The organism is Lentilactobacillus hilgardii (assembly GCF_009832765.1).
Classification (GTDB): domain Bacteria; phylum Bacillota; class Bacilli; order Lactobacillales; family Lactobacillaceae; genus Lentilactobacillus; species Lentilactobacillus hilgardii.
The window spans coordinates 27,764-42,732 of record NZ_CP047122.1 but is presented as its reverse complement, the minus strand read 5'-3'; the positions used below and the strand labels follow the sequence as shown (position 1 = coordinate 42,732).

The following is a 14,969-nucleotide window of genomic DNA, read 5'->3' as shown; positions in this document are numbered from 1 at the left end:
AATAAAAACTCCCTTTCTTGACTGACACACGCTGTCTCAAAAGAGAGTTGCTAAAACATTCGACTTGCATTACAATACAAATCTGATATGCTCTAACTGAATTACAAAGCATTCATTTAGACTTGAGGCTTTGTAATTTACCAGCATGTGTCTGTTTGTGAGTTGCCCAGTCGGCAACTTTTTTAAGTTTTAACAACAAAAAATGGACCAAATAGCTCTGGTTAGCTACTTAGTCCATTGACTTTAATTTGTTTTTAACTATCCTTAACTTGTCCTTTGGGACTGGTTTGCGGTATAATTAATCTACAAATTAAGAACAATGTTCAGTCGATTTTAACTTGGCGGTCTAAATCGACTGAATCTAAGTAGCTGTCTGTTAGCTACTTGCTAAACCCAAAATCCCTGATTCCTCGTGAATCGGGGATTTTTCTGTTTAGCTTAATCTCTTTATTCGGTTGTTAAATTAGTTTTAGTTTGTTTGTTAACTCTCTGATAACTGCTAACGCCCTCTATTTTATCGTATATATAGCAGAGTGTAAATGTTTTTTAATATTTCCCTATTTCTATATAGGGAAATAGGGAAATATCCCTATTTCCTAATTTCCCTATTTATGATACAATCTAAACAAGGAGATGAGCGTATGGATTCTGCAATACTCGTAAGAGATATTGAAGCAATAAAAAAACATAAAGGCGCTATTGTAATAACTAGCGGGAACCAAAAAGGCGGTGCAGGTAAAACAACCAATACCGAACTAATTGGTTATCAATTAGCAAAATATGGTATTAAGACTTTACTAATTGACATGGATCCTCAGAACAATTTATCTCAACATCTAATACTTACACGGTCTGCTAGGAATGATGATGTTCTTGTAATTCAAAAAACTTTAATGGTGGGTGTAACACAGGGAAATGTTGAAGATTTACCAATGAGAGTTTTAGATGACTTGTATTTGTTACCGTGCTCTACAGATTTTGCTGATTATCCAAAGTATCTTTGGAAAACGACAAAAAATGATAATGAAGCAGATCATTTAATACCTAATTTATTTGAACCACTTAGAAGTCAGTATGATGTTATTTTAATTGATACACCACCGCTAAACAAAGAGATTTCAACAGCAGCTTGTGTTTTTTCAGATTTTGTTCTCATTGCCCTTCAAACAGAAGCTGATTCTTTAAATGGAGCTGAAGAGTATCTTTCTCTTTTAAGTTCGTTGAAAACGGAATATGACTTACCTGTCCAAGTCTTGGGCGTTTTGCCAATGATAATGAATAAAAGAGGGACAGTTGATAAGTCTGTTTTAGCAACGGCAACTAGTGAATTTGGAAGAGAAAATATTTTTTCAACAGTTATTCCGCGGATGGAACGAATTAAGAGATTTAAATTAACAGGTATTACTGAAAAAGATAGATTTGACAAACGTGTTTTAGATTTATACGAAAGAATTACAGCAGAATTTGTTCGCAGAATAGTAGTCTATGGAGAATTGGAGGATAAATAATGGCAAGTGATAATTCAACCGATGACATTTTAAAGGGTGTGAAGAAAGGTAATCCCCTATTGAGAAACCACACCAAAAACTTTAAGCCTCAACAAAGTTTTGAATTTTCAAATTCAAATGATCATAAAACCTTAAAAACAAAGTTTAAGAATCAAAAGAAATCAATTAAAATTTCTACCGAAACAAAAACTCAGTTAGATATTTTGAAAGAAATTGAATCAATGAAATTCGATTATGAAATAATTCAATTGTTGCTAGATTCATATGTGAACGAATTGAATCCAGAAGAAAGAAGTATCTATGAAACCATGCTTAAATTTAGAAGTCAAAAATAGGGAAATTACGATATTTCCCTATTTCCCTAAAGGGATATTTCTTAATAGCGAAATATCCCTTTTTAATATCTGATTTTAGTCACAGATAAAAAACTAAGTAGCTAGTGATAAAATATTAGGAAATTCAAGAAGCATTAAAAGACAGTATCAGTTGGATTTATGAAACTGTTGAACTAGTATTTACAAATATAGAAAAAGGGAAATTGCGGTATTTCCCTTTTTCCCCTTTTCCCTATTTCTATATTTCCCTATTTTTTTGAAAAAGCGCCCTATCTACTGGTATAATGGCATTTCATTGTGATATTGACATGTCTTTAACCGGTAGGGAGGGCACTTTTTTAATTATTCTGTAGCAATTTACATGTTACAAGTATTTTGTAATTTAACGCGTTGTGCTAGTTATGAAATATTGGTTAGTAATGGCCAAGTCTTAACCCGCTTTTGCCAGCGGCGAGTTGTTCATGAACTCGAATCGTGTGCCACAGTAACAGCGCTTCTAAGCGGCTCTCCAAGCCGGACATGGTTCGAATTCCCGGGTGTTCAAAGTGGCCCACCGTATCTAAATTATTAAAATTGGTTTCAATATGCCGACGTTGATTTTTCAAAAATCCGGTATCGACCGTTGTCTGGGCAGCCATGTTCTTGCGCAAGGGCGTCCAAAGATGAATGCCAAAGGTGGTGGCCAACCGATCTTTTAATGGTTGGCTTAAATAACCGCCATCGGCTAAGACCTGTCGCGCGGGCGCGGTTAATAAGAGTTCTTCCGCGGCTTTTCGATCATCAAGGGACGCCGGCGTCAGTTCCCAGGCCAGAAAGTAGCCTTGGTTGGCCATCACGGCATGTAACTTAAAGCCATAGTAATAGGTCTGTTTGGTGGCATTATAGCCTTTGTTGGCGAAACCGGTTAAAACCTTGGCCTGATTGCTTCGACGAGTAGCTGCCAAAGTAATCGGCGCACTATCAATGATTTCATAGGTAACGGGTGGGACCCACTGTCTCAATAAAGTGACCCGCATGAATTTCATTATTAATACTAAATCTCGACAACGCCGGTTATACCGGGAGCGTTCAGGGACAGTAATTCCCCAGCTAACCAATTTTTGATGAAAATAGGTTTCGGAACCGTCCCGTTCTTCAATCCGCATTAACATGCAGGCCAGGATAATGACATCATCGGCTTTCAGCTGGCGGTAATTTGGCCGGAAACGAATAGCCGGATTAATGGTTTCATAAATCGGTTCAATAATTTCGATAAAATGTTGAAATTTAGCTTGAATTGGATTGGTTTTTACGATAACTTTGAGGAGGCCTCGCATAACAGTTCCTTCTTTCTGGTTTAGTCACCTAAGAAGTTACCGCGTATGCGGGGCTTTGGGTTGCTTAAAGCTCAAAAAACTAATTCAATTGTTACGAATGTGACACAACTAGCACAACGCGTTAGGTAGAAACTTTTTTGATTTGGCTTTGAGATGTTACATAAGGTTATAATTGATGGTTTAGCCTCAAAAGTCCAATCATACGTTCGTTTTAATAAACAAGGAAAGAATCCAACCTTTGCAACAATTAAACGACAACAACTTACAAAAACGCAAAATATAAGGTTGCAAAAACGTAAAATACGTAGTATCATTTTTGTAAAATACAGTTATACAAAAATGTAAAGTAGGGGATTATAATTTACGAGAAACGGATTATTGATGAGCCTTTGAAACGTGATTTACAAGAACTTCCAGCCATCTTAGTCGAAGGTGCTAAAGCGGTTGGCAAAACTGAAACATGTACTCAAATTGCTCAGACCGTCTATAATTTAGACAACGAAGCCACCCGGCTTATGCTAAAAGGAGCTCCCGATACTATTCTACGTGGTCAGAAGCCCGTTTTATTAGACGAATGGCAATTAGCACCGGAAATGTGGTCTTTTGTCCGGCATGAAGTAGATAAGGGATTGTCAGATGGCAGTGTTTTATTTACTGGCAGTAGTATTCGGGTTAATTCTCGAATTCACAGTGGGGCCGGTCGTATTATTCGAATGAAATTACGGCCTTTTACCATTCAAGAAAGAGGCATGGCAACTGACTATATACATATTCAAACGCTATTTAATTTGACCAAAGATGACCGGATTAGTGGTCAAACCAAAAAAGATATTAATGATTACTTAGATGAGATCTTTAGGTCAGGTTTTCCTGGAATTCGCGATAAAGCTCCTCATGCTCGTGACTTATTACTGCGCAGCTACATTAGAAACATTGTTGATCACGATTTCGAAGAGAATGGGTTTAAAATTAAGAAACCTGCCAGTTTATTAGCTTGGATGAAGGCTTATGCAGCTTCGGTTGGGACACCAACTAAATTTCAGACAATCATTGATGCTGCGATGGCGAACAATAGTGAAGCGCCTACTCGACCAACAGCCAATAGTTATCGGGAAGCTCTTGAAATTCTCTACATTATTGATGAAGTCCCACCGTTTTTGGGAGTAGGAAAACTTTATCCTAATTTAGCTCGGGCCCCGAAACATTTTATGCTCGATCCGGCCATTGCGTTAAAGTTATTAGATGTTAATCGTCAACAGCTAACCACATATCAAGTCCCTAAACATGTTGGTAAATTAAATCAAAATTTAATCGGTCAATTATTGGAATCTCTAGTTTATCAAAGCCTCATTGTTTATGCAGACGCTGATGATGCGAAACTCTTTCACTTCCGAGATCAACGCGGGACTAGAGAAATTGATTTTATCTTGCAGAAGGGTAGCTCTCTAATCTTATTTGAGGTCAAGGCTGATCCTGAAGCAAAGGACAGCTACGTTCGCCATCTTAACTGGTTTGCGGATTTGGTTAAAAATGAATTCAAGGTTACCAAAGTCTTATTAAATACGGGCCAGTTTGCTTACACTAGAAGTAACGATCAGGTTCATGTGCTACCGATCGCCATGCTGGGAGTTTAGGGAAAATTGTTCTGAACTCAAACTTAAAATGTCTACAGAATTATTTTTATAAAAAATGTCTAGTCATTTGCAGCTAATAGATTACGGTGGATTTTAAAATGAAGTTAGCCATTTTAAAAAAATAATACGCCATAGCGCATTTTCAGGTATCATTAAAGTTCTAACACATTTAATGAAAAGGAAAATCGCTATGACGCCTCTTGAGAATACCACATCTACTATTAAAGGGGAACACTTATCTTTTAAGGAACGCTGCCAGATTGAAGCTTATAAACGATTGCCCAAGCCGTTGCCCAATCGGGAAATCGCCAGGCTACTCCAACGAGTCCCCCAAACCATCAATAATGAGATTAAACGGGGCACGACAATCCAAATCTCCCGTCAAACCCAAAACGGGAAAGTCTACACTTATGAACACTCGGTTTATTTAGCCGATGTTGCTCAGGAAAAGTATGATCAGGCCCGGCAGCACTCCCATCGTCCGTGTCTCTTTAGCCAAAATACGGCGTTTATCGACTACGCCGATGAACAGATGTTAGTGTCCCACCACTCTCCGGATGCCATTATCGGTCGGGCGAAAAAAACGGTCGTTTCCCTTTGGACCAAATTCCTTGCACGACGACTTTGTATAACTGGATTGATCGTCATTTTATGCGAACCAGAAACGTTGATCTCTTGGAAAAGGTTCGCCGAAATACTAAGTCAGCTCGTTGCCGAAAGAATCAGAAGGTTTTAGGACAATCCATTGAACAGCGGCCTGCTGAGATTCAAACTCGCAAAGAATTTGGTCACTGGGAGATTGACACGGTGGCTGGCAAACGAACTCGTGATGACCAGGCACTGCTCACGCTGACCGAACGTAAAACCCGCTTTGAACTTATGATAAAAGTTGATGATAAGTCTGCCAAGCCAGTCAATGACGCTCTTAGAAGCTGTTTAGTATCTTTGATTTTGACCCAATAATTTGATAAACTACTGTCAAAAAAGTTGGTGATCATATGCAACATTTTAGTCATCATTACCAAAGCGATATTTCTCGGCAACAATTCGATTTGATCCGTCAGGATCTGGAAGCTTCAAGAAAACGAACTCACCCAAAACACATTGATCCTTATGATATCTTCTGTGCCATGCTCTATGTCCTTAAAAATGGCTGTACTTGGCGTGATTTGCCGGCTGATTATCCAAAGTGGTCCACCGTTTACTACTATTGGATGAGTTGGTCAAAAGCCCCCACCCCTGATAAACCAGCTTTATTAACTCAGGTTTTAAAAAAATTGTCGCTGATCGACGATTAAGGCAAGGGCGGTCAGCCCGAACTTCGTTCGTCATTTTAGATGCCCAAAGCATTAAGAACACCGCTACCGCTGAAAATAAGGGTTACGATGGTGGCAAGAAAATTTCCGGCATTAAGCGCCATTTAGCCGTCGACATCAATGGATTCCCGCAAGCTATCCATATTACCCGGGCTAACATCACTGATCGTGACGGGGCGATTGCCCTCGTCACCCTTAATTTAGAGCAGTTTAAATTGGTTCGAACCATGATGGTTGATAGTGGTTATACCGGCCAAAATTTTGCCAATGAGATTAGCAGTTTAACCTCAGCCAAGGTAATCGTCGTTAAAAGAAATGAGTTACACCAATTTTCGGTTATCCCCCAACGGTGGCTCATTGAACGTTCATTTAGTTGGTTGGGAAATTATCATCGTTTATGGCGTAACTGTGAGCGTAAGCTCAACACTAGTCTCATGATGGTTTCGTTAGCTTTTATCAGGTTACTTCTCAAAAGATACTAAACAGTTTCTAAGAAATTGTTGACGGTGATCGGTTCAGCCGAACGCCTATTTGGATATTGGACAGCCCTAGTTCACAAAAGGTTTCGATTTTAATTCGTTCGGAATAGGTTATACTAGACAAAAGATCAGCTCCTAAAAGATGGGTTTGTGGTAAACACCATTTTAAAGGAAGCTGATCTTTTTTGTCCGAACAGCGTTCGGATTAATTTTACAATCTACCGTATACATAATAATATTCATAATTATGTAAAAATTCCCGACAACATAAAAACAACACACTTCCAATTTATACTTATTATAGAAACAAAGCAAAAGGAAGTGAAACTATGTCACAATGGATTCTGATAGCCCTTTTTCTTCTAGCACACCCACTCATGATGCTATTTATGCACAAGGGTATGCACGGTGGCTCTGGTAGTATGGGCGGCTGTGGAAACAACACTCAACAAAATTCCAATAATACTGAAAAGCCACGTAAAAAAGTCAATTAACTTGGGAGTATATATTATATGAAAATATTAACTGGTAGTCGCGGTGATGAGGTCCATGAACACCTTTACGAAAATGGTCAAAGACGGGTTGGTCATCGTATACTAAAGAAAAATACAGTGACAAACAACGGAGAATTTCACCCTGTACCTGGAAATATAGTTCTCATTCCCTTAAAAGGGACGGTGAAACTGACCACACCAGATCAAGAATGTACAATCAAAAATGGTCAACTTGCAATACTTGGACCAACTGATAGTTTTTACTTAACTGCAATTGATGATGTTGAATTTGTCGGTGTTGTTGATATTAAATAGCTCAAAAAGAGTGCCACATGGCACTCTTTTTTATATATGCTGGCTTCTCCATATTTACGACACATATGACTGTTTTAATAAAGTGTATTTCAAAAAAATGGAGGAGACAAAGTTGAAATTAACGCAGAGAAATATGCCTACTTTAGTTACCGCACTAACATTAACAGATGTTACACTCTCCACTGGAAAAAAACTGCTTGAGGCAGCAACAACTTGGACTACAGTTTTTTATAAAGTTGATGCAACTACTGTTAATCAAGAGGATTTTAGCACTAAGATTGGTCTAAATAGCCTACAGTCTGATGGATCTGTCGACTCGATCGGTAATTACTCTTATACTTTGCCTGCAGTTCGCGTCTTTTAACTAGGTTGTTCACTGAAGATGTTTAAAAATCTAAAACAGCAAATACGCCCTTGGGACTACATAATCATTTTTATACTACTTGTCGTTTCTTTTATCCCCTTGATTATATTTGGATACTCTCAGAAGCAACAGATGACCACCGCGACTAATAATGCTAAACCAACCACCTATGCTGAAATTTCTGTTGACAAAAAAGTAATAAAGAAAATTAAGCTCTCTCGCAAAACACAACACCAATTATTTACATTACACCCACACCCCGGTGAATATAATATTATAGAAGTTAATGGAACACGTATACGCGATAAGGAAGATAATACACCTGATCAAATTGCCGTTAATACTGGTTGGATCAGTAAACCGGGACAACAAAGTATTTGTCTACCTCACCGTCTGATCATAACAATCAAAAGTAGTAATAATACCAACACTCAAGATAACTCACTTGTAAGGCCATGATCAAAATACTATGTAATCATGATTAATCATTTTAAAAAGCAATCATAATTCTCAAAGTCGGGAATTGTGATTGCTTTTTATTACACGCTGATTATTATTACCAATTATGAGATGCAGTCTTATAAGTCATTTAACTGCGGAAATAAGAATTCAAGCACATCTGCAGTTACTCTATGCTTTTGGCCCTTATAAGGGTAACAGTGCATATCCATCATTGGATTATAGTTGGCCTCAATAATCGAATAGGACTCGTGATCAGAAACGGGTACTGATCTATCAGGAATAATCAAATCAATTCCGCATATTTTTGCACCTAAACATTTTACAGCAGCAGCAGCTTTTTCTTTGTAGGTAAAATCAATTTGATCAGTTACATCAACAGAGTCCCCACCAGAACTAATATTCGAATTTTTCCTAAGATAGATACGCTGACCACTCATCGGAATTGAATCAACCGTAAACTGCTGACTTTTTAATGTCATTTGTTCGACCATCCCTAAAGAAATCTTAGTAAGCGGTGTTCGATCATTCAAACCACGCAAGACGCTCTGATTTTTGATTGCAACTAATTGTTTTACCGTATGGTGTCCATCACCAGTAACATTAGCGGGAATTCGTAATAAGACCGCTTTTACCTTATCATCAATTACTAAAAACCGATACTCAGGTCCAGCAATGAAGCTCTCAACTAGTACGGTCGAACACTCGGCAAATGCGCGTCGAATCGCTTGCGAATAATCAACCAGCGATGGAGAAAGTTTAAACACGGTAACACCTCTACCGTAATTAGCCGACTGCGGCTTGATCACAATTGGATTGCCCATAAATCTCGGATAAGCCGCTAAAGCCATATTTATGCTAATAAATTCAACTCCGGCTGGAGCATTAAAACCTGACGTGGTCAAAATTTTTTTGGTAGCTGTCTTATTCTTCATGATCAGCGGCACAATATAACTATCTCGGCTTGTCATATTTCCATTCTTGACATATTCAATTTGGTGACTCAACTGTAGCTTTAATAACTGATCATTTTCATCGATCACATCTACTGTAATACCTTTTTGAATGGCATCAAACATTAAAATTTGTGTTGATAGTTCCATATTAGTAAAACCATTTAGCTGATATGGAATCTTCGTAATAACCTTACGATTCTCTAATCCGTTGGCTGTTGCAAAAACTGATTGGTTAATAGTCATTAGTTGCTTCACCATTCGGCCACTAATCGTTTTTGCAACATCTGTCAATCCATTTTTGGCCTGCTGTAGTACCCTTTCATAGCCTTTTAAATCCAACTGTTGTGCCATTCTTTTCATTAAATCAATTATTTTAAGGCCGTTTGTTCGATAACGAGTTGGCGTCAATGGTGACTCAAGTGCCACCTCATTATTGATTTGATCACCGGCCATTATCCAATCATTACTAGTTTCCTTTTCGTCCGTCCAAAGCATGAACAACATAAATAGTTCCAGAAATACGATTTGATTTTCACTAACCCCATAACGTTCAAACGGATTGATATCAATATTCCTTAATTCCAAATAATCAACGCTCGCTTGTTGGTCAATTGTCTGTTCGCTTCTACGTAACCTAATTGGTGAATAGAACTCTTTTTCCTTAATCAAATGACCTTCACGTATTTGCGTTTCTATATCGGCGAAATAAGTTTGTAAAGATTCAAATGATACTTGAACATTGTTTTTATTACAATAGCCAAACTTACTATTTCTGATACTCCGTACTTCCGTTTGTGGTTGCTCATCATTTGATTCAAAATAATTGGATTCAGCAACAGGACTGGCACCAAATAGATAGGTAATTAACCAGCGGTAATGAAGGTAGTTACGCGCCGTTTTAAGATAGAGTATATTTTTAAAGCATTTAAAATCAGTTACCTCACTTTGGTGCTGATACAGTTCTTCGACCAATACAGTTGGAAATTCAAAGTTAAAATGTAGCCCACTAATCATCTGTTTACGTCGACCATATATTCTAGCCAAGTAGCGGCGATATAAAACACCTTGAAAATCAGGCAATTTGGCTAACTTAATCTCATCATCGCGGATTGGAAGCTCCGGTGGCATACTGAGTGGCCACAACATTTCATTTGCTGGCATTGATTGATAGGTAACATCATGTAAAGCAGCTAACCAACGAAATAAATCATTCACTGTATTCACTACTGGCGTTACAATTTCTAATTGAGTCTCAGCAAAATCGGTACGGATATAAGGATGGAATTGGCGGCTACCAAGTACGTTTGGATGATTTGTAACGGCTAATTTTCCGTTCAGGCTTACGCGTTGACTTTCTCGTTCCACACCAATTCTTGAATGTGATATTGCGGCTATGTTTTGCGCCTGCTGCAATAATTCGCTAAAAATCATACACTACTCGCTTCTCTCTTTTTCTAATTTTATTTTTAGAAATGTTGCATCACATTTTCCACTTGACTCCATTGCGCCTCGACTTCTTGATTCTGTTTAGCCAAACTATTATAGGTTTCAACACTTATTGCACCAACGGCCGCAAGCGCTATTAAAATCACGCCTAAGCTAATCCACCAGGTTCTAAATCTTCGCGATTGCATTTTTCTCATCCTCTCAAAAATACGCTAAGTTATTTTTAACGAAGTTCTAGAAAATCTAAATGATCTAACCATGTTTATAGACCATTCAATAAAAGGATTCCAACAAATACAGCTATAACAGTATAGACAACTGCGACCACTACAGTCAGCACCGTTGCTTTTTTTGAATTTTGATTTTCCACTTTGTATCCTCCAATTTACGCAGTTACCGTAGTTAATTTGGTTCTATTGAGCATCAATGAACTGGCAACAACTGATAATGAACTTAATGCCATTCCTAGACCGGCTAATTCTGGACTCAAGATCAGCCCTAGTCCAACAAAAATACCAGCAGCAACGGGGATACCTAATGAGTTATAAATGAACGCCCAAAACAGATTTAACTTAATTCGATTAAACGTTTTTTGACTCAACTCGAGTGCATTGACAACATCTAACAGATTATTCTTAACTAAGATAATGCCACCAGATTCAATTGCAATATCCGTACCAGAACCCATGGCAATGCCGACATCAGCGGTTGTTAATGCTGGCGCATCGTTAATACCATCACCAACAAAGGCTACTGGTGCTTGTTGTTGAAGTTGTTTAACGTGATCAGCCTTCCTTTTTTTATAAAAATTAATTTTATTCGGTCATACGACAACCATCTTTTTATTAAACAAGCAATTACAGTTAATTACGTTGAAGCATTTATAAGCTTTTCCATTGTGACCGTCAATTTCATTCAGGTTCATCACTCCCTTGTGTTTACACTTGTAAACGATGCAAATATCATACCTCTTAAGTTTACAAATGTAAACACAAAAAGCAAAAAAATTTATTCTGTTGTAAAGCCCTGGTCAATTCAAGAAACTTTACCAAATTCTGCAGTATATAATTTACCAAATAATGACAATCGCTCACGCTTCCGCTGTTTTGATGGTACAAAAACACCGATATCCTCAATACTGAATCCCGTAACCAGGCTTTGTTCATTAAACACAATCGGGTTCTTTAAAATTTTGGGGTGCTGATATACCGCAATCACTAATTGATTAAATGTTAGACCCTTATCAAAAACGTGTTCTTGAACAGCCTTCGAACGTATTGCAATCAAATCATCGCTACCATTATCGGATAGCAAAAACAAGTGCCTAATTTCCAATTCAGTTAATCGCTTTTGCATAATATTACGGATCTGTACATCAATTTTTTGATCATGAAACCAATCGAGCATTTTTCGTTTTGCCGGATCACTAGTATGAAAATACAGATTAATCATAATTTAGCCTCGCTTTCTTTTACATTATTAATTAATCAATTAAATAATTAGAAGCTTTTTGCTGTTTCCGTCGATAAACAAAGATACTGAGCATCACAATGAAAACAATCAATGATAATAATTGTGACACACGTACTTGGCCAAATAGATACAAGCTATCAGTTCGCATTCCTTCAACAAAAAATCGACCAAATGAATACCAAATCGCATAACTTAACGCAATTTCTCCCCGTTTAAACAGACCTCTTTTATGCCGTAAACTAAGGAGTAAGATCAAGCCAACAAAATTCCATACTGATTCATATAAAAAAGTTGGTTGATGATATGCACCGCCAATGTACATCTGTTGCACGATAAAGTTAGGCAAGTGTAACTGCTGCAAAAAACTGCGTGAAACAGCAGACCCAAAGGCCTCCTGGTTAACAAAGTTACCCCATCTTCCAATAACTTGACCTAACATAATGCCTGGCGTAACAACATCTAGGACCTGCCAAACTGATAAGCTACGCTGCCGACAGAAGACGATCAATGTAATCCCACCAGCAATTAGGCCACCATAAATGGCAATACCCCCTTGCCAAATCGCAATGATCTCATTTAAATGTTGTGAATAATACTGCCATTCAAAAATGACATAATAGATTCGTGCGCCAATAAATCCAATTGGCAATGCCCAGAATACTAAATCATAAATGTCATCTGCAGAAATCCTTTGTCGCTTAGTTTCGTTAATTGCAAGCAGCACACCAAGTACTGCCCCACTTGCAATAATAATACCGTACCAATGAACCAGAAAAGGTCCTAATTTAAACGCGATCGGGTTTAGTGCTCCCATATGATCATTCCCTCCTAATTATTCAATGGTAGTTTAACTGTAAAAATAGTCCCAACACCTAATTCACTGTCCACAGAAACTGAGCCACCACGATTGCTTTAACAATTGCTAAACCAATCCCTTGGCCGCCTTGTTGGCGATTTCGTGCTGGATCAGCCATATAGAAATGATCAAATACATGTGGGACATCCTTTTCTGCAATTCCACTACCGTTGTCTTCAATAGTTAAAACAACATTATCTGCTACACGTTTTAACTTAATTATTATTTTGCCCTTTGTTTGTGTAAATTTTATGGCGTTTGACAATAAATTGGTAATAACCTGATTTATTTTATTTGGGTCAATTGCAACGATGATTTTTTCCGTCTGGTAATCAAGCGTTATTCTTTTCTCCTCAAGATTACTTTGAAAATTATTTAAAACCTGCTGTATCAATTTACTAAGATCAGTATCAACTTTGATTAACTTATCCTCGCGATGTTCAATTGAAGCAATATTTTCAATATTATTGATCAAGTGGGTCAACCGTATAACTTCATCATTTAAACTAACCAATCTTGCCTCATCAATTGGCCAGATTCCATCGATCATCGCTTCTAGCGAACCCTGAATCGTTGTTAATGGCGTGCGTAATTCATGAGCAATATCGGAAGACAAACGCTCCCGTAGCGCCTGATTCTTGGATAACTGGCGTGAAAGTTCGTTAGTTACATTTACTAGCGCATTTACCTCTACGATTTGTGTTTGTTGCGGTAACTGGTTTCGATAATCCCCAGACGCTACCGCCTGAGTAAAGGATACAATTTGTCGTAACGGTCTACTTAGATCACGAGCTATCCATACTGCAATGACTATTGCAACTAAAAATACAAAGATTGAAATACCGGCCAAACCAATTCGTAAATCATTGATAAATGCGACATCATGTCGTGTATACCCTAAAGCATCATTATGTGAGAATTGTACTAGGGCGACTTTTTTGGAATTAATCTTGATAGCTCCATTTTTTTTGTTCATACTATCTATATTTTTGGTATTAGTAGCCCTATGTAACAAGGTTTGACTTGGTTCCCATATTATTTTATTGTCAGTATTTTTCAAAACCAAAATAAGACCATCTTGCAATGCTCTAACACCGATCTTTTTAACTTTGGCCGGTTTCCAAGTACCATTGTTGATCAGATAACTAACCTTTAATTCGTTTTTATATGCGGTGAGCGTTGTATCATGTTTTTTCTGCACATATTTGTCAAAATGATCACTAACTAAACTCATGGTCATTAAACTAATTGAACCTACGATCAATAACACCAAAAATATAAAAGAGATTATTAGCTGTGTCCGAATCTGTCGTTTCATTCATCTTTACTCCCACCAAAACGGTAGCCTCGGCCATGAACCGTTATTATATAAACCGGCTTAGTATTATCACTTTCAATTTTTCGTCGTAAATTTTTAATATGAGAATCAATCATCCGATCTAGTCCGTCATAGTCAATTCCTCTAGTTAAATCGATTAACTGTTCACGGGTAAATATTTGTCGATAATAGTTCGCCATTGTTGCAAGAATATCATATTCTGTATGCGTCAGTGCAATCTCCATATCATGGACAAAAACTTGTTGCGATTCTAATTTGATTTTTAACTGTCCATTGTTAAAGGAGAGAACTTTTTCCGCTTGTTCTTCTGTGACACGTCGTAGTACGGTTTTTATCCGTTCTACTACCACTCGTGGACTAAAAGGCTTAACTACATAGTCATCGGCGCCAGATTGCAATCCGTTAACAATACTTTCATCACTTGATTTTGCCGTCAACATAATTATCGGTGTTTTACTATCTTGCCGTATTCTTCTGGTCACTTCATTACCATCTAAATCTGGTAGCATAAGATCAAGCACCACCAGGTTAGGCTGCCATTTATAAAACTTGGTCAAAGCTTCCGTTCCCGAGTAGGCCACCTCAACTTCAAATTTTTGTGCGATTAAATAGGCGGTAACTATATCTACAATTTTCTTTTCATCATCGACAACTAAAATTTTAGTCAAATTTTTTCATC

The 14,969-nt window shown here is 37.6% G+C and carries 14 protein-coding genes and 4 pseudogenes; 9 read left to right on the top strand and 9 right to left on the bottom strand.

Annotated features, from left to right (window positions below):
- Positions 1 to 641 precede the first annotated feature (641 nt).
- Together GQR93_RS14785 and GQR93_RS14780 are read left to right on the top strand one after the other, a co-directional pair.
- The gene (locus GQR93_RS14785) at positions 642 to 1,508 is read left to right on the top strand and encodes a ParA family protein (protein ID WP_054736598.1); all 867 of its coding nucleotides are present in this window, start codon (positions 642 to 644) and stop codon (positions 1,506 to 1,508) included.
- A complete protein-coding gene (locus GQR93_RS14780) occupies positions 1,508 to 1,843 on the top strand; it encodes a hypothetical protein (RefSeq protein ID WP_003554842.1) in 336 nt (111 codons plus the stop codon). Before GQR93_RS14785 ends, GQR93_RS14780 begins: the two co-directional genes overlap by 1 nt.
- A gap of 413 nt (positions 1,844 to 2,256) precedes the next feature.
- Here GQR93_RS14780 and GQR93_RS14775 read toward each other — a convergent pair whose 3' ends face one another.
- A complete protein-coding gene (locus GQR93_RS14775) occupies positions 2,257 to 3,159 on the bottom strand; it encodes an IS982 family transposase (RefSeq protein WP_138467835.1) in 903 nt (300 codons plus the stop codon).
- A 389-nt stretch (positions 3,160 to 3,548) separates the two neighbouring features.
- On the opposite strand from GQR93_RS14775, the gene GQR93_RS14770 reads away from it, so the two are divergent.
- From GQR93_RS14770 to GQR93_RS14755, 3 genes and pseudogenes are all read left to right on the top strand, one after another.
- Positions 3,549 to 4,793 carry an ATP-binding protein gene (locus tag GQR93_RS14770; RefSeq protein WP_054736667.1) on the top strand — a complete coding sequence of 415 codons (1,245 nt, stop codon included), beginning with the start codon at positions 3,549 to 3,551 and terminating at the stop codon, positions 4,791 to 4,793.
- 190 nt (positions 4,794 to 4,983) lie between these two features.
- Positions 4,984 to 5,720: pseudogene (locus tag GQR93_RS14765) on the top strand (IS30 family transposase); the annotation flags it as partial.
- Between the two features lie 71 nt (positions 5,721 to 5,791).
- Positions 5,792 to 6,591 (top strand): IS5 family transposase gene (locus GQR93_RS14755; protein WP_162920435.1). Its coding sequence is split into 2 segments (ribosomal slippage): positions 5,792 to 6,080 and positions 6,080 to 6,591, totalling 801 coding nucleotides; the frame shifts between segments, so codons are not numbered across the junction.
- Between the two features lie 10 nt (positions 6,592 to 6,601).
- Here GQR93_RS14755 and GQR93_RS14750 read toward each other — a convergent pair.
- A pseudogene (locus tag GQR93_RS14750) lies at positions 6,602 to 6,712 on the bottom strand (helix-turn-helix domain-containing protein); the annotation flags it as partial.
- 205 nt (positions 6,713 to 6,917) lie between these two features.
- On the opposite strand from GQR93_RS14750, the gene GQR93_RS14745 reads away from it, so the two are divergent.
- From GQR93_RS14745 to GQR93_RS14730, 4 genes are all read left to right on the top strand, one after another.
- Positions 6,918 to 7,082, top strand: coding sequence for a DUF2933 domain-containing protein (locus tag GQR93_RS14745; protein ID WP_003688746.1), 165 nt, complete (start codon positions 6,918 to 6,920; stop codon positions 7,080 to 7,082).
- An 18-nt stretch (positions 7,083 to 7,100) separates the two neighbouring features.
- Positions 7,101 to 7,397 carry a hypothetical protein gene (locus GQR93_RS14740; protein ID WP_002817475.1) on the top strand — a complete coding sequence of 99 codons (297 nt, stop codon included), beginning with the start codon at positions 7,101 to 7,103 and terminating at the stop codon, positions 7,395 to 7,397.
- A 112-nt stretch (positions 7,398 to 7,509) separates the two neighbouring features.
- Positions 7,510 to 7,761, top strand: coding sequence for a hypothetical protein (locus tag GQR93_RS14735; protein ID WP_035457185.1), 252 nt, complete (start codon positions 7,510 to 7,512; stop codon positions 7,759 to 7,761).
- Between the two features lie 18 nt (positions 7,762 to 7,779).
- Positions 7,780 to 8,220, top strand: a complete 441-nt coding sequence (locus GQR93_RS14730) for a NusG domain II-containing protein (protein ID WP_035457186.1) — start codon at positions 7,780 to 7,782, stop codon at positions 8,218 to 8,220.
- 119 nt (positions 8,221 to 8,339) lie between these two features.
- On the opposite strand, the gene gshAB is transcribed toward GQR93_RS14730, so the two are convergent.
- From gshAB to GQR93_RS14695, 7 genes and pseudogenes are all read right to left on the bottom strand, one after another.
- A complete protein-coding gene (gshAB, locus tag GQR93_RS14725; protein WP_159298847.1) occupies positions 8,340 to 10,607 on the bottom strand; it encodes a bifunctional glutamate--cysteine ligase GshA/glutathione synthetase GshB in 2,268 nt (755 codons plus the stop codon).
- Positions 10,608 to 10,651: 44 nt separating this feature from the next.
- Positions 10,652 to 10,810, bottom strand: a pseudogene (locus tag GQR93_RS14720) (LemA family protein); the annotation flags it as partial.
- Positions 10,811 to 11,007: 197 nt separating this feature from the next.
- Positions 11,008 to 11,415: pseudogene (locus tag GQR93_RS14715) on the bottom strand (HAD-IC family P-type ATPase); the annotation flags it as partial.
- Positions 11,416 to 11,657: 242 nt separating this feature from the next.
- Positions 11,658 to 12,074 (bottom strand): ArsC/Spx/MgsR family protein, encoded by a 417-nt coding sequence (locus GQR93_RS14710; RefSeq protein ID WP_003678287.1) that lies wholly within the window; start codon positions 12,072 to 12,074, stop codon positions 11,658 to 11,660.
- Between the two features lie 31 nt (positions 12,075 to 12,105).
- On the bottom strand, positions 12,106 to 12,909 hold the full coding sequence (lgt, locus tag GQR93_RS14705) for a prolipoprotein diacylglyceryl transferase (protein WP_035181252.1): 804 nt from the start codon (positions 12,907 to 12,909) through the stop codon (positions 12,106 to 12,108).
- A 58-nt stretch (positions 12,910 to 12,967) separates the two neighbouring features.
- On the bottom strand, positions 12,968 to 14,269 hold the full coding sequence (locus GQR93_RS15485) for a sensor histidine kinase (protein WP_225442058.1): 1,302 nt from the start codon (positions 14,267 to 14,269) through the stop codon (positions 12,968 to 12,970).
- The gene (locus tag GQR93_RS14695; protein ID WP_003678293.1) at positions 14,266 to 14,958 is read right to left on the bottom strand and encodes a response regulator transcription factor; all 693 of its coding nucleotides are present in this window, start codon (positions 14,956 to 14,958) and stop codon (positions 14,266 to 14,268) included. Before GQR93_RS14695 ends, GQR93_RS15485 begins: the two co-directional genes overlap by 4 nt.
- Positions 14,959 to 14,969: the final 11 nt, after the last annotated feature.

Coding starts and splice junctions, on each gene's coding strand:
- GQR93_RS14785 (WP_054736598.1), top strand. CDS start 642: ATGGATTCTGCAATACTCGTAAGAGATATTGAAGCAATAAAAAAACAT.
- GQR93_RS14780 (WP_003554842.1), top strand. CDS start 1,508: ATGGCAAGTGATAATTCAACCGATGACATTTTAAAGGGTGTGAAGAAA.
- GQR93_RS14775 (WP_138467835.1), bottom strand. CDS start 3,159: ATGCGAGGCCTCCTCAAAGTTATCGTAAAAACCAATCCAATTCAAGCT.
- GQR93_RS14745 (WP_003688746.1), top strand. CDS start 6,918: ATGTCACAATGGATTCTGATAGCCCTTTTTCTTCTAGCACACCCACTC.
- GQR93_RS14740 (WP_002817475.1), top strand. CDS start 7,101: ATGAAAATATTAACTGGTAGTCGCGGTGATGAGGTCCATGAACACCTT.
- GQR93_RS14730 (WP_035457186.1), top strand. CDS start 7,780: ATGTTTAAAAATCTAAAACAGCAAATACGCCCTTGGGACTACATAATC.
- gshAB (WP_159298847.1), bottom strand. CDS start 10,607: ATGATTTTTAGCGAATTATTGCAGCAGGCGCAAAACATAGCCGCAATA.
- GQR93_RS14710 (WP_003678287.1), bottom strand. CDS start 12,074: ATGATTAATCTGTATTTTCATACTAGTGATCCGGCAAAACGAAAAATG.
- lgt (WP_035181252.1), bottom strand. CDS start 12,909: ATGGGAGCACTAAACCCGATCGCGTTTAAATTAGGACCTTTTCTGGTT.
- GQR93_RS15485 (WP_225442058.1), bottom strand. CDS start 14,269: ATGAAACGACAGATTCGGACACAGCTAATAATCTCTTTTATATTTTTG.